Consider the following 13,908-nt stretch of genomic DNA (forward strand, 5'->3'; position numbering starts at 1 on the left):
AGTGTGGATAAATTACAAAATTCAAAGTCTGTATTGTGGATAAAAACTAATAGGGAAATAACAGCAGAAGCCCCGTTTCACACATACCGGTGAAACGGGGCTTCTTTTGGAATTGATAAATAATATAAGTAAGCAAACAGCAAAAGGACTTATGCCTGTGCTGCTTCGTAAGTAGCTTTTGCATCACGGATCAGCTTGTCAAACTTGTCTGCCTGCCATGCAGCACGTCCGGTAAATAATCCGTCAATAGATGGCTGAACAATGAGTTCATTGGCATTGCCGGGATTGACACTTCCACCGTACAGAACCGGAATGTCCTTAGAAGCATCACCGAAGATCTCTTGCAGACACTCTTTGATAACTTTGTGCATCTCTTCTGCGTAATCTGCGGAAGCAGGTGTTCCATTTACACCGATGGACCATACCGGCTCATAAGCAACCCAGATATTCGGAACCTGTGAAACCGGAACATCGTGGAAGCCGACCTTTAACTGTGTGCGGAGCACTTCTGCGCTGATACCGAAATTCTTCTCTTCAGCAGTCTCACCAATGCAGAGCAGAGTCGTGAAGCCATGATTCAGAGCGGCTTTTACTTTCTTATTCTCTTCAACGTCTGTCTCTCCGAATACATGACGTCTCTCGGAATGTCCGATCATTACAAGATCCAGCCCGAGTTCTTTTAACATAACCGGTGAAATCTCTCCGGTAAACTGACCTTCGTCTTCCCAACACATATTCTGTGCACCGATTTTTACATAATTGCGGTCTACTTTATTCACTGCACTTTCCAGTGTTGTATAGGAAGGAATGATGAACAGTTCAATCTCGTCACGGCTGATGTCCTTTGTATGTTCAACCAGTGACTGGAGATATTCTACAGTCTCCTTGATAGGCTTGTACATTTTCAGGTTACTTCCAAAGTATAACTTTTTCTTCATGTCATCCTCCTCGATTCTATATGAAAAATTGTTGGTTTCATTATACATCCGAAACGAAAAAAATGCAACAAAATCCATGACAAAAAAATAACAAAACGAAAAAACGAAAAAAAACGAAATAATAGGCGCAAATAATAGTAAATATTCACAAAAACTGTAATGAAAATGTGTTTGAATCTACTGAAATGATAAAAAGCTATTGAAAAACGAAAGCAAAAGTAATAAAATAAAATCAACAAATGAAAACAAAACAAAAATACAAAACATAAAACGAAAGTATTCGAAAACGAAAGGAAGAGAAAAATGAGCGAGAAATTCAGACCAGTTACAGCAATTACAATGGGAGATCCGGCAGGTATCGGACCAGAGATTGTAGTAGGAACTATGCTTTCAGAAGAGATTCATGAATGCTGTAAACCATTTGTGATCGGAAGTCAGGCAATCATGGAAAGAGCTGCAAAGGTTCTTGGAAAAGAATTAAAATACAACAAGATCACAGATCCTTCCGAAGCAAAATATGAATTTGGAACAATCGATATTCTGGAAACAGGAGATTACGATACAGACTCTATCGAGTGGGGAAAAGAGCAGAAGCTTGCAGGACAGATGGCAATCGACTGGGTTATGAAATCTATCGAACTTGGAATGGCTAAGAAAGTAGATGCAGTTTCTACATCTCCGATCCACAAAGGAGCTATCAAATTAGTCGGAGTAAAAGAGCCTGGACATACAGAGATTTATCAGCATCAGACAAATTCTCCATATGCGCTGACAATGTTCTCATGTCATAAATTAAGAGTATTCTTTGTAAGCCGTCACATGTCATTGGTAGACGCTTGCCACTATGCAACAAAAGACGTAATCTTAGAGAACGTTATCAACATTGATAAAGAACTTCGTAAAGTCGGAATCGAGAATCCACTGATCGCAGTTGCCGGATTAAATCCACACAACGGAGACAACGGATTATTCGGAACAGAAGAGCTTACAGATATCGGACCGGCTGTTGAAGCTGCAAAAGCAAAAGGAATCAATGCAATCGGACCTTGCCCGGCTGACTCTGTATTTAACATTGGCAAATCCGGTAAATTCGATGCAATCCTTTCTCTGTATCACGATCAGGGACACATTGCTTGTAAGACACTTGATTTCGAAAAATCCGTAACACTGACATTCGGACTTCCGTTTATCAGAAGTTCTGTAGATCACGGAACAGCATTTGATATCGCGGGAAAAGGAATCGCAGGATGTGTAAGTCTGATCGAATCTACGAAGGTTGTAGCTGAGTATGCTGCAAAACAGCACGAAAGAGAGGGTAAATAAATGCCATTAATCGGAGCAGTGGCAGATGATCTGACAGGAGCAACAACAACAGGTGTGCTCCTTGCAAGATCCAAAGCCAGAACAGCGGTATTTTTTAACGAAGAAGCAGCAGAGAAGACAGAAGGAATTGATGAACTGGATGCAATCCTGATCAGCAGTAACAGCCGTCCGCTTCCTGCAAATGAAGCTTATGATAAAGTAAAATCAGCAACGATCGCTCTGAAGAAAATGGGCGTTGAATATTTTTCAAAACGTATTGATACTACACTTCGCGGCGGTGTTGGTGTAGAAATCGATGCAATGCTGGATCAGATGAAAGAAGGTACAGTTGCAGTAGTAGTACCTGCTATGCCACAGTCCAGAAGAATCTTGGTTGGCGGATATTCCGTTATCGATGGTGTGGCTCTGATCAATACGCCGGTTGCACAGGATGTGCGTACTCCGGTAAAAGAAAATTATATTCCAAGATTACTGGAAGGCCAGACAAGAAGAAAAGTCGGTCTGGTTACATTAGATAAAGTTCTTGCAGGAGAAGAAGTCATTGAAGAAGCTCTTGCAGAACAGAAAAAAGCAGGATGTGAAGTGATTGTCGTAGACGGAATCACACTGGAAGATGTAGAAAACATTGCAAAGGCATGTATCAGCTTAAGATGGGATGTTGTTGCAGTAGATCCGGGACCGTTTACTTCAAAACTTGCATTTTATAGAGAACTGATCAGTGCCGAGGAACCGAATATTCCTCCGCAGGCAGATGAGGCAGGAAAGACAGTTCTGATCGCAGCAGGAAGCGCGACTCCGGTTACAAAGAAACAGATGGAAATCTTGTGTCAGGATCCTCGTCATGTGAGAGTTAGTGTAGAACCGCTTCCACTTATTGAGGGCGGTGATGTTGCCCTGGATGAAGTATTCAAAGCTGTAAACAAAGCGGCAGAACTTCTGGAATCTGACAATCAGCCAAGAGCGATCCTTTTTGAGACAGCTCTTCATGGAGAACTTCTGAATCTGGATGAAGAAGACAACAAGAGACACTACGCAGGTGGCATGAGCGCGAACAGAATCAATGCAGGTCTGGGTATGATTGTTTCACAGCTTCTGGAGAAAGTCGGAAAAGAGAAAGTCGCAGGACTTTACACAACCGGTGGGGACACCATGGTAAATGTATGCTACCAGCTTGGAGTAGAGTGTATCGAAGTTATGGATTATGTCATCCCACAGACAGATGTCGGACGCCTCGTAGGCAGTAAGTACAGCGGACTCCCGGTTGTCGGTAAAGGGGGACTTACCGGAAATGACAATACCGCATGTGATATTGTAAGCAGACTGTTCAGAGAATCTGCACGATAAGAGATAAGGAGAGAGAAAATGAGCAACGAAAAGACAAATGTTCAAAGTGAACGCAAAGATTACCCAATTCTTGAAAAAATGAAAAACCTTCCGGGTGGACTTGTAATCATCCCGCTGGTTATCGCAGTTGTAATTGCAACATTTATTCCACAGTTCTTCCAGATCGGTGGATATGTAACAGCATTGTTTTATGAAGGAAATGCCTGCATGATGGGATTTTTCCTGATTGTATGTGGATCTATGATCGACGTAAAACAGGTTGGTCTGCCTTTATATAAAGGTGTTGTTATGACTGGTGTTAAATTTTTACTTGGAGTTATCGTAGGAGTTGTAGTTGGTAAGCTTTGCGGACCACAGGGATTCTTAGGAATCGCACCATTCGTATTTATTGCAGCGATTACAAACTCTAACAGTTCTCTGTATATTTCATTATCTTCTCAGTTTGGTAATGCAACAGATACAGGAGCTGTATCCATCCTGGCATTAAATGACGGTCCGTTCTTCACATTGATCGCACTTGGAGCAACAGGACTTGCCAATATCCCGATCAACTCTCTGATCGCAGTTATCATTCCTCTGTTGATTGGATTTGTATGGGGTAACTTAGATAAAGGCTTCCGTAATGCTTGTAAAGCAGCACAGCCGATCGTAACTTTCTTTATGACAATCTCTATCGGAGCTAAGACAGATGTAAAGACAATCTTAAAAGCAGGAGCATCAGGAATTGTACTTGGACTGATTTCAGCAGCAACTGCAGTACTGTTCTTCTTCATCATCAACTTACTGCTTCCGAAGAAAGAGAGAAATGCTATGGGTGCTGCAATCGGTACAACAGCTCTGAACTCAGCTATGACACCGGCAGCTGTTGCAGAGGCAGATCCGACTCTGGCAAATTCTGTAAGTCTGGCAACAGCACAGTGTGCAACAGCATCTATTATTACACTGTTCCTGTGTCCGTTCATCACTGCTGCATTTGATAAATATATGCAGAAGAGACAGAAAGGTATCTATAGTCCGGAAGGATGGGCATACGAGAAAATGGCTCACTAAGAATTATTTACTGAAAAAAAGTCCTTTTGTATGGTATAATATAAAAGGGCTTTTTTGTTTTATACGCATTAAAAGAAAATATTTGCAGGAGGTTTTTGGTATCATGAATAAAATTACCGTTCGCATGACAAAAGAATATCTTTATGATTTCCTTTTGTTTCATGCTTATTCAAAATTCAGCGGATTTCTGATCAACATTCTTGGACTGGCAGTTGCCTTTATGGGAGTCATTATGTATACGACGAATCATACAGGAGTGACAGGTCTTGTTTTTTACCTGATCGCAGCAGTGATTTTCCTTGGCGGTACACCGTTGCAGCTTAAGATGCGTGCAGCAAAGCAAGTGGAAGTGAACCAGGAATATTGCAATCCTGTGGATTATACATTTTCAGATGAAGGTATTGTTGCAGAAAATGATGGAAATACAAAGAATTATAAATGGGATGAGATCGAGCGTGCAGTGGTAACGCCGAAGACGATAGGTATTTATTATGGAAAAGATAATGCAATGATCATTCCAAAAGTTGATTTTGGTGATCAGTTTGTACCGATTTTTACGATCATTGCAACGCAGCTTGGGCAGAGCAAAGTGCGTATGCACTAATGGCAATGCAGTCGTTGTTGTTATAGATTCTGCCGGAGAAAACTGCCAGTGGCAGAGTCTTAAGATGATATGAAATATAAGAGGAAAAGTACAGGAAGAGAGCAAATGTTCTCGGTAATAAATTATAAGGTGATAGAAATGGAAGAACGCAGACAGGCAATATTACGAAAACTGGAAGAAAAAGGAAGTGTCAGAGTAGCAGAACTCAGTAAAGAACTGGGATGTTCAGAAGTGACGATCCGAAACGATATTAAAAATATGGATCAGGAAGGGCTTCTGAAACGTACCCATGGCGGGGCATTGCAGATTGACAGCAAGACGGTAAGAAAATATTCGGCAGAGAGTATTTACCGCAATGTAGAGCGTAAAAAACAGATCGCAGCCTGTGCCTACGCATTTATTGAGGACAGAGATACGATTATCATAGATGATGCATCAAGCAGTTTTTACCTGGCTGCTTATATCAAAGAACATCCGGAGAAAAGACTTGCCGTTGTAACAAATTCTCTGCTTGCGGGCAATGAGCTGGCTGGGGTAGATCATGTAGAACTTTATATGATTGGTGGACATGTAGGCGGACATCTGTCCGCAACAATGGGAGAAGCAGCACTTCAGAATATGGAACAGTTCCATGTAGATAAAGCATTTATTGGTGTGCACAGTATTAATTTTGATGTGGGACTGACGTCGATTGCGACACCGCAGATGCAGGTGAAACGTACGATACTGAAAGTTGCGGAACAGGTTTATGTACTTGCTGACAGCAGTAAATTCGGAGGCGGATACGTCTCTGTGATCTGCCCGATCCAGGATGTATATAAGATTATCACGGACAGTGATGTGAGCAGAGAGAACATTAAAAAAGCGCAGGAATCCAATATCTCTCTTGTGATTGCATAGAGGATATGTACAGGATTATATGGAGAAGAATGTAAGACCGGAAGGTGAAAAGTATGGCACGCGAAGAGAAGGCATATGCCAGAGTTATAGAAAAAGTAAAGAAAATGATTTTGTCCGGTGAATTAAAACCGGGTGAAAAGCTGCCACCGGAAAGGGAATTTGCGGAGAAACTGGAAGTCAGCCGTAATTCTGTGCGGGAAGCGATAAGGATTATGGATATGATGGGAATCGTCAGCTCACAGCAAGGCTCCGGCAATTATGTTACCTGTGAATTTCAGAAGAGCATCACCGAGACGATGGCGATGATGTTTGCCATGGATCAAGTCAATGACAAACAGATCTCACAGGTACGATACTCTCTGGAAGTGCTTGCATTTACACTGGCTCTGGATCGTGTGAGGGAGGAGGATCTTGCAAAGATGGAAGAGTGCGTAGAGAAGCTGGATAAGAACGGTGACAGCAAAAACAATGCAACGCTAGATAAGATCATTCACTACACGCTTGCAAGAGCGTCCGGGAATCAGCTTCTGATTGATATTCTGGAAGCGTGCTCCGGTGTATTTGATATTTTTATTGAAGATATGCGATATGGGATTTTGAAAAACGAAAATCGAAAAACAGAATTAAACGAGTGTCACAGACATCTTGTGGATGCACTCAGAGAAGGTGACAGAGAGAAAGGACTTCAGGCACTTAAGTGGCATTTCGAGATGATCGATGAAGTACTTGGTTAAGAAAAGCTCTGTAGATATTTGAAAGAGTTCTTTTAAGTAGACATGGTAAATAACCCAAATCTACTTAAGGGGACTCTTTTTATGTTATAACGATATGAAACAGTGTTCCAAAAGCTCCAATCTTTAAAACAGCGCATTATTGTCTGGTGGGAGATCTTTATGAGATACTGCCACAGTTGATTCAGAAGATCGAAGCAAAGAAGGGAGCATAATCATGGGAAATTATAAAAAATCCGCAGAAGAGATTTCAGCGATCATGAAATATGCATATGAGCAGACAATTCCGGTTACACCGCGTGGATCCGGAACCGGTCTGGTAGGTTCTTCGGTAGCGATCAAGCATGATTTCTTCTATCCACCGGATCCGGGAGAAAAATCTGCAACGATCGGTGGAAATATCAGCACAAATGCAGGTGGCATGCGTGCCGTGAAATATGGTGTGACGATATTCTGAATCCGCACAAGGTTGCGCAGATATAAAATTTTCGACCGCAGTTTAGACTAAAGTACTGGTTTGCGTGAACTAATTGTGATATGATAAAAAAAACGAAATTATACATTAGGAGGTATTTCGAAATGAACGAAAGAATTGACCGCGTATTGAAAAAAATGGAAGATAAAGGACTGTCTCAGTTATTAGTATCTGATCCGCTGAGCATCCGTTTCCTGACAGGAATCATGGTTAATCCGGGAGAGAGATTATACGCACTGCTTCTGAGAGCAAACGGAAAACACACTTTATTCTTAAACTACCTGTATTATGTATCAAATACAGGATTTGAAGAAGTATGGTTCAGCGATATGGATGACCAGATCGGTGTTCTGATGGAACACATCGATACAGAGAGCACACTTGGAATCGACAAGACATGGCCGGCTCGTTTCTTGATCCCGCTTCAGGAGCGCTGCCCGAAGATGAAAACAATCTGGGGATCTGATTGTGTAGATGATGTTCGTGCCTGCAAGAACGCAGAAGAGATCCAGATCATGAAAGAAGCTTCCATCATCAATGATAAAGTTATGGAGAGAGCTGCTGAGTATATCAAAGAAGGCATGACAGAGAAACAGATCGCTGATTTCATTGATGCTGAGTATTTAAAAGAGGGGGCAAGCGGAGTAAGCTTTGATACAATCGTATGCTTCGGACCAAATGCTGCTGACCAGCACCACACACCAAGTGAGACACGTACATTAAAAGCCGGTGAATGTGTATTGATTGATATGGGATGTATCTGGAAAGGATATTGCTCAGATATGACAAGAACATTCTACTGCAAGAGTGTAGATGATGAGCAGGCTGCTATTCATGATCTTGTTCGTACAGCAGTTGAGAAAGCAGAAGCAGTAATCAAACCGGGTATGCGTTTCTGCGATATCGATGCACAGGCAAGAGATCTGATCGATGAGGCTGGATACAGCGAGTACTGGAGAATCCGTCTTGGACACTTCATCGGACAGGAAGATCACGAGTACGGTGATGTAAGCCCGATCAACAAGAATGTTGCTGAGCCGGGAATGATCTTCTCTATCGAGCCGGGAATCTACATCGAAGGCAAATACGGTGTCCGTGTAGAAGACCTTGTTCTTGTAACGGAAGACGGACATGAACTTCTGAACGCAGTAGATAAGAAATATCGTATTGTTGGATAATCAAGTTTCTGTCTGAATTGTTTTAAATATGTAAGGTTCATCACGTTTATGGGATGATTGATTTAGAAAATGCTGGGACTGTTCAAGTTTCAGCATTTTCTTTACAGAAGCGCTGATGGGAGCAGATCTGATACTGATTCCGACAGTGAATACGAAAGCAGAGCCATCCGAGATACTTCTGGTGCTTTTCTTGATTAAGCTAAATATGGAATCAAAAAATGAATAACATTCGTACACATAAGCTGCCTTTTTGCATATTCTAAATAAGAAAAAATATGCAGGAGGCAGCTTATGCCATATTCAATTATGCTGGACGCGGGACACGGAGGAACTGATCCGGGTGCTGTTTATAATGGAAGAAGAGAAAAAGATGATACTCTGCGGCTTGTACTTGCAATCGGACAGATTTTGCAGAACCGCGGAGTAGATGTAGAATATACACGGACGACAGATATTTATGAGACACCGTTTCAGAAAGCAATGGAGGCAAATGAAGCAGGTGTCGATTATTTTGTTTCTATTCATCGCAACTCTTTTGAACAGGATAATATTGTATCCGGTGTAGAAAGCCTGGTTTACGATCTTTCCGGAATCAAATACAGGATGGCGGAAAATATCAATGCGAATCTCGAAACGGTAGGCTTTGTAAATCTGGGTGTGAAAGCAAGACCAAATCTTGTTGTTCTGAAACGGACAAAAATGCCGGCAGTTCTCGTTGAAGTCGGATTCCTTAATTCAAATACAGACAATCAGTTATTTGACGAGAATTTTGATGATATCGCACTTGCAATTGCAGATGGGATACTGGAAACGCTGGAAGAAGTGGCGAGAGAAAGTGCTGTGAACCAGACGGAAACCGGGCAGGAAATGTTGTCATCTGAGAGTGACGCTGATAGACAGAGTGAGACATATTCTGAAAACAATGAAAATAGACTGAATGAGATGGATTCTGCAAATAGTAATAAAGTGCCATATGCAGAATATTCTACGGATAATGCTCTGAATAATATTGATAGTGCTGCAGAAAGCGCGAATCTTTTAGAGAGTATGCGGTCGGAACAAAGCATAGGGTCATCCAGAAACGCGGCAACGAACAACAACGTGGAAACAGCCAGAAATGATACATTGAACAACAATACAGAGTCATCCGGAAGCAATGGTCCAGACAACAGATTATCTGAGAAAGCTCGCCTGTCACGTCCGGGTGCTTACCGTGTACAGGTCGGTCTGTACCGCAATTGGGTATATGCACAGCGCCTGTTAGATGAACTTCTGGCGGCAGGCTATCCGGCATATCTGGATGAATCCGGTCCGTATATCCGCGTGCAGGTTGGTCCATTCATGACGCTTATGGAAGCTGTTCGCATGGAGAGAAAACTCCGCAGAGACGGGTACGATACACTTGTCATCCGGGGAAAATAAAATACCGATGCTCATAAAATTTCAGGCAGAGTTTTACAAGAGTTTAACATAAGATACTCCTTAGATTTTACGCTCTATACTTATAATGATACCAGAACCAGAGAACGAAAGCCACATGAGCGCTGCTCATAAGTGGCTGTAAGTTCCAAGAATTCACAAAGATATAAGCATAATAGAGGTTTATTCCGGATGAGGAGGGAAAAGTTATGAACTTTATATGGGAAACGGTAAATAAATATGTCCCTGAAAATATGGCAGACGGTGTATTCCTGACAACTTTGATCGTAGGATGGTGCGTGCTGGTATTTGGTATTGGAATGTTATTCTGCATGGTGGCAGCAGGATCTACATCGGCAGGATGCATTGTAAATGTAATGTGCATAGCACTTTATGCGGCAATCATCTTCGGATTGTTCGGAGGTATTTTCTATCTGTTCCGCCATCACAGACCGGGAGCCGGAAGCGCAAGATAGATTTTGTATTGGAAATCTTGCAGGAACTCGGTAATATCCCAGAAGCATTTCAGACCCGGATACAACCAGAAAAAGATTTACAGGCTTTAACAAAAGTTATAAAAATTAAGTTGAAAAGATGCTTTGTTGGTGTTAAACTCCTATAAAAGCATCTTTTTCTTTTGCGCTTTCAAGCGTGTCTATTTATATCTAAAGTATCTGAAAGGAATTCATGCTTTTAAATTTCACGAAAAACAGCAGGAGTCCTGAAGGTACTTAAGAAGACCGCACAATTTCTTGTGAAGGACTCAAAACAAAGAAGGGAGAAATTCATGAGAAAAAACAGAGAGTACAAAAGTGATGTGTTTTCCATGTTAATGGAAAGCAAAGAAAATGCGCTGGAAGTTTACAATGCATTAAACGATTCGGAGTATACCAACCCGGAAGATATGGAGATTGTTCAGCTGGAGCGAGGTGTATCGCTCTCCATTCGGAATGATGCTTCATTCATTATTGATATGAACATCAATTTCTATGAGCATCAATCCACATACAATCCGAATATGCCACTCAGGAGTCTGATATACTTTGTAAATGCATTGGAAGACTGGTTGAAGGATAATGACAAGGATCTGTTCAGCAAGAAACAGATACAGATACCGACACCGCATTTTATTGTATTCTATAATGGAATGCAAAAGAGACCGGAATACGAAGAAATGAGATTGTCGGATTCTTTTTACCACAAAGTCGTGGAACCGCAGATAGAGATCATCTGCAAAGTTTACAATATCAATCCAGAAAACAATCAGACATTGAAAAAGAAATCAGCAGTACTGGAAGGCTATACATATTTTGTGGAAAAGGTAAGAGAGAATCAAAGGCAGGAAATGAATCTGGAAGAAGCAGTGGACAGTGCGATAAAAGATTGCATAGATAATCATGTATTGGAAGACTTTTTCAAAAACAGAAGGGATGAAGTGAAGAAAATGACACATCTGGATTACACATGGGAAAAGCGGGAAAGATTAATACGCATGGAAGAGTATGCAGATGGAAAAGCGGAAGGAATGCGTGAGGGCGAAGCTGCTGGAATGCTGAAAGGCAAAGCCGCTGGAATACGTGAGGGCGAAGCGGCTGGAATACAGAAAGGTAAGATAGATTCTCTGCTGGAAATCTTACAGGAACTCGGCGATATCCCGGAAGCACTTCAGAACAGAATCAGATCTGAAAAAGATCTACAGGCTTTAACAAGCTGGCTGAAAGCAGCGGCGAGAGCAGATTCCGTGGAAGAGTTTCAGAAGAAAGCAGGACTGCTATAATTACTATATTTTGACGCGCCACCGGATTTTATGTTATCATTGATTCGATTGATACACGTATCAGGAAATAATATAAAAGCGGAGGCATATATGGCAGGTCGTTTAGAGTTTAAAGAAAAATTAGGTGATATATTAAAAGAAGCAGTTGCACAGGGCGGCGAGATGCAGAAAGAGGAAGTCGAGAAGTTTTTCTCAGAAGACGGACTTTCCGAAGAGCAGATTGATCTTGTGTGTGATTATCTGTTGTCTCAGAAAGTATCGGTTTATGGTTATCAGAAGAAGTCGGGCGTAGTGAGAATGGCGGAAGAGCCGACAAAACTCAGTACAGAAGAACAGGCATATCTCGTGGAATACCGCAGAAGTATCGAAGAGATACAGAAGAAAACGGCAAAAGAACCGATGGAAGAGAAGATGGCTTACTATCTTCCGAAGATCGTGGATGAAGCATTGAAAATGCATCGTGGCAATGTATTTCTCGGAGATATGATACAGGAAGGAAGCTTAAGCCTGGTGCTTGCACTTTCCCAGACAGAGGAAGAAGAGAAGATTATGGAAAAAGTACGGGCAGGAATCGATGTACTTCTGGAGTCACAGGATGAGACAACGAGAAGAGATCACCGCATGGTAGAGAAAGTCTCAGATCTGGATCAGGCGATCCGTGATATGACCGAGGAGAATGGAAGAAAAGTTGCAGTGGATGAAGTTGCAGATAAGCTTGGAATTACAGAAGCAGAGATCGCAGATATTCTGAAATTAGCAGGAGAAGAGGTGGAATAATCCACCTCTTAATTTTGCCCTAATCTTCTTCGCCCTCTTCTTCCGGCTGTGGTTCCGGCAAGTAAGCATGGACAGTTTCGATACGGTTTTTGTCTAGTTTTTCGACAATAAGACGGATACCATCTTCCGTTGTGATTGAATCTCCGACTTCCGGAAGACGATCCAGATGTTCGATGATAAATCCACCGAGGGAATCATAATCTTCTGAAGTAAGATCAAGATCCAGACGGTCATTTAAGTCATCCAGATTCGTGGAACCTTCAATCAGGTACTCCCGTTCGCCGACTTCCTGTACGAAATCTTCTTCATTTTCATCATATTCATCGTGGATTTCACCGACGATCTCCTCCAGAATGTCTTCAAGTGTAATCAGACCGGAAGTTTCGCCATACTCATCCAGAACGATGGCGATATTGAAAGAGGATTCTCGCATCTCAACGAGAAGTTCGGAAATATTCTTATATTCATAAGTGAAATATGCTTCTCTTAAAATATCACGGATATGAAATTCTTTCGTATTATCATATAAAAGAAGATCCTTCATATTGATTGTACCGATCACATTGTCGGTTGTATCTTCAAAAATCGGAAGTCTTGTAAATTTATCTTCTCGGAAAATCTCAATCAGTTCTTCGTAAGTCGATTCTACATCCGCAAATGTTACATGTACACGCGGTACCATAACATCTTTTGCCTTCGCATCTCCTAAATCAACCACGTTGTAGATCATTTCTTTCTCATCGGATTCAATAACTCCTTCCTCATGGCTGACATTTACAATGGTACGAAGTTCATTTTCAGTCATTGTACGATTCTTCGCATTTGGATCGATATGAAAAATAAGAAGAATCAAAGAGGACAGTCCATTGATGATGAAAATAACCGGTGTCATGACTTTCATGAGAAAGCTGATGACAGGTGAATAAAGCAGAGAAATCTTCTCCGCGTAAACAGTCGCAGTTGTCTTTGGCGTGATTTCTCCGAACAGAAGAATCAGCACTGTAATGATCGCACTTGCGACAGCGACCATAGATCCGCCCAGCTTGTAGGCAATAGTTGTTGCCAGAGAAGCGGCAGCCGTATTCACGATATTATTTCCAATGAGGATTGTACTTAGCAATTTGCTGGAATTTTCCGTGATACGAAGTACAGTCTTCGCGCGCTTATTGCCTTCTTCTTCCAATGTGCGCATGCGAATCTGACTTGCAGTTGTAAGAGCCGTTTCTGCGGAAGAAAAGAACCCCGACAGAAGCAGCAGAATTATCAGAATTATAAATTGTATGGCGTCATCCGAACCCAATTTAAATATCACTCCTTTTGGTTTGTATATGGCACTAATATAGCGCATTTCATGGTATTTTGCAAGAGTTCGTTGAATTTGCAGTTTATTTA

Annotated in this window: 13 protein-coding genes and 2 pseudogenes; 13 read left to right on the forward strand and 2 right to left on the reverse strand. The window is 41.6% G+C overall.

Annotated features, from left to right (window positions below; genetic code table 11):
• Positions 1–149 precede the first annotated feature (149 nt).
• Entirely contained in the window at positions 150–938 is a 789-nt protein-coding gene (locus DW152_RS07715; RefSeq protein ID WP_117537763.1) for a triose-phosphate isomerase, read from the reverse strand.
• Positions 939–1,241: 303 nt separating this feature from the next.
• Between DW152_RS07715 and pdxA the strand changes: the two genes are divergently transcribed.
• The 13 genes and pseudogenes from pdxA to DW152_RS07780 all read left to right on the forward strand — a co-directional run bounded on the left by pdxA (position 1,242) and on the right by DW152_RS07780 (position 12,516).
• The gene (gene pdxA, locus DW152_RS07720; RefSeq protein WP_021860154.1) at positions 1,242–2,261 is read left to right on the forward strand and encodes a 4-hydroxythreonine-4-phosphate dehydrogenase PdxA; all 1,020 of its coding nucleotides are present in this window, start codon (positions 1,242–1,244) and stop codon (positions 2,259–2,261) included.
• On the forward strand, positions 2,262–3,605 hold the full coding sequence (locus DW152_RS07725) for a four-carbon acid sugar kinase family protein (RefSeq protein ID WP_118288344.1): 1,344 nt from the start codon (positions 2,262–2,264) through the stop codon (positions 3,603–3,605).
• 18 nt (positions 3,606–3,623) lie between these two features.
• Positions 3,624–4,655, forward strand: a complete 1,032-nt coding sequence (locus DW152_RS07730; RefSeq protein ID WP_118288345.1) for a 2-keto-3-deoxygluconate permease — start codon at positions 3,624–3,626, stop codon at positions 4,653–4,655.
• A gap of 103 nt (positions 4,656–4,758) precedes the next feature.
• Positions 4,759–5,259 (forward strand): YcxB family protein, encoded by a 501-nt coding sequence (locus tag DW152_RS07735; protein ID WP_118288346.1) that lies wholly within the window; start codon positions 4,759–4,761, stop codon positions 5,257–5,259.
• A 105-nt stretch (positions 5,260–5,364) separates the two neighbouring features.
• A complete protein-coding gene (locus DW152_RS07740) occupies positions 5,365–6,159 on the forward strand; it encodes a DeoR/GlpR family DNA-binding transcription regulator (protein WP_021860158.1) in 795 nt (264 codons plus the stop codon).
• Positions 6,160–6,212: 53 nt separating this feature from the next.
• Entirely contained in the window at positions 6,213–6,893 is a 681-nt protein-coding gene (locus tag DW152_RS07745) for a FadR/GntR family transcriptional regulator (RefSeq protein WP_118288348.1), read from the forward strand.
• 232 nt (positions 6,894–7,125) lie between these two features.
• A pseudogene (locus DW152_RS07750) lies at positions 7,126–7,338 on the forward strand (FAD-binding oxidoreductase); the annotation flags it as partial.
• 131 nt (positions 7,339–7,469) lie between these two features.
• On the forward strand, positions 7,470–8,543 hold the full coding sequence (locus tag DW152_RS07755) for a M24 family metallopeptidase (RefSeq protein WP_118288349.1): 1,074 nt from the start codon (positions 7,470–7,472) through the stop codon (positions 8,541–8,543).
• A 291-nt stretch (positions 8,544–8,834) separates the two neighbouring features.
• Positions 8,835–9,362, forward strand: a pseudogene (locus tag DW152_RS13745) (N-acetylmuramoyl-L-alanine amidase family protein); the annotation flags it as partial.
• 228 nt (positions 9,363–9,590) lie between these two features.
• Positions 9,591–9,965, forward strand: a complete 375-nt coding sequence (locus DW152_RS13750) for an SPOR domain-containing protein (RefSeq protein WP_243059883.1) — start codon at positions 9,591–9,593, stop codon at positions 9,963–9,965.
• 206 nt (positions 9,966–10,171) lie between these two features.
• Positions 10,172–10,438, forward strand: a complete 267-nt coding sequence (locus tag DW152_RS07770) for a hypothetical protein (protein ID WP_118288350.1) — start codon at positions 10,172–10,174, stop codon at positions 10,436–10,438.
• Between the two features lie 311 nt (positions 10,439–10,749).
• Positions 10,750–11,739, forward strand: coding sequence for a hypothetical protein (locus tag DW152_RS07775; RefSeq protein WP_118288352.1), 990 nt, complete (start codon positions 10,750–10,752; stop codon positions 11,737–11,739).
• A 90-nt stretch (positions 11,740–11,829) separates the two neighbouring features.
• Positions 11,830–12,516 (forward strand): sigma-70 domain-containing protein, encoded by a 687-nt coding sequence (locus tag DW152_RS07780; RefSeq protein ID WP_021860165.1) that lies wholly within the window; start codon positions 11,830–11,832, stop codon positions 12,514–12,516.
• Positions 12,517–12,535: 19 nt separating this feature from the next.
• On the opposite strand, the gene DW152_RS07785 is transcribed toward DW152_RS07780, so the two are convergent.
• The gene (locus DW152_RS07785; protein ID WP_021860166.1) at positions 12,536–13,816 is read right to left on the reverse strand and encodes an HlyC/CorC family transporter; all 1,281 of its coding nucleotides are present in this window, start codon (positions 13,814–13,816) and stop codon (positions 12,536–12,538) included.
• Positions 13,817–13,908 lie beyond the last annotated feature (92 nt).

Origin of the sequence: Dorea sp. AM13-35 (assembly GCF_003473885.1) — a bacterium.
GTDB classification, from domain to species: domain Bacteria; phylum Bacillota; class Clostridia; order Lachnospirales; family Lachnospiraceae; genus Dorea_D; species Dorea_D hominis.

Excerpts from the sequence above, each read along its gene's own strand:
- DW152_RS13750 (WP_243059883.1), top strand. The coding sequence starts at position 9,591 with ATGCGGTCGGAACAAAGCATAGGGTCATCCAGAAACGCGGCAACGAAC.
- DW152_RS07725 (WP_118288344.1), top strand. The coding sequence starts at position 2,262 with ATGCCATTAATCGGAGCAGTGGCAGATGATCTGACAGGAGCAACAACA.
- DW152_RS07715 (WP_117537763.1), bottom strand. The coding sequence starts at position 938 with ATGAAGAAAAAGTTATACTTTGGAAGTAACCTGAAAATGTACAAGCCT.
- DW152_RS07770 (WP_118288350.1), top strand. The coding sequence starts at position 10,172 with ATGAACTTTATATGGGAAACGGTAAATAAATATGTCCCTGAAAATATG.
- DW152_RS07755 (WP_118288349.1), top strand. The coding sequence starts at position 7,470 with ATGAACGAAAGAATTGACCGCGTATTGAAAAAAATGGAAGATAAAGGA.
- DW152_RS07730 (WP_118288345.1), top strand. The coding sequence starts at position 3,624 with ATGAGCAACGAAAAGACAAATGTTCAAAGTGAACGCAAAGATTACCCA.
- DW152_RS07745 (WP_118288348.1), top strand. The coding sequence starts at position 6,213 with ATGGCACGCGAAGAGAAGGCATATGCCAGAGTTATAGAAAAAGTAAAG.
- DW152_RS07735 (WP_118288346.1), top strand. The coding sequence starts at position 4,759 with ATGAATAAAATTACCGTTCGCATGACAAAAGAATATCTTTATGATTTC.
- pdxA (WP_021860154.1), top strand. The coding sequence starts at position 1,242 with ATGAGCGAGAAATTCAGACCAGTTACAGCAATTACAATGGGAGATCCG.
- DW152_RS07740 (WP_021860158.1), top strand. The coding sequence starts at position 5,365 with ATGTTCTCGGTAATAAATTATAAGGTGATAGAAATGGAAGAACGCAGA.
- DW152_RS07780 (WP_021860165.1), top strand. The coding sequence starts at position 11,830 with ATGGCAGGTCGTTTAGAGTTTAAAGAAAAATTAGGTGATATATTAAAA.
- DW152_RS07775 (WP_118288352.1), top strand. The coding sequence starts at position 10,750 with ATGAGAAAAAACAGAGAGTACAAAAGTGATGTGTTTTCCATGTTAATG.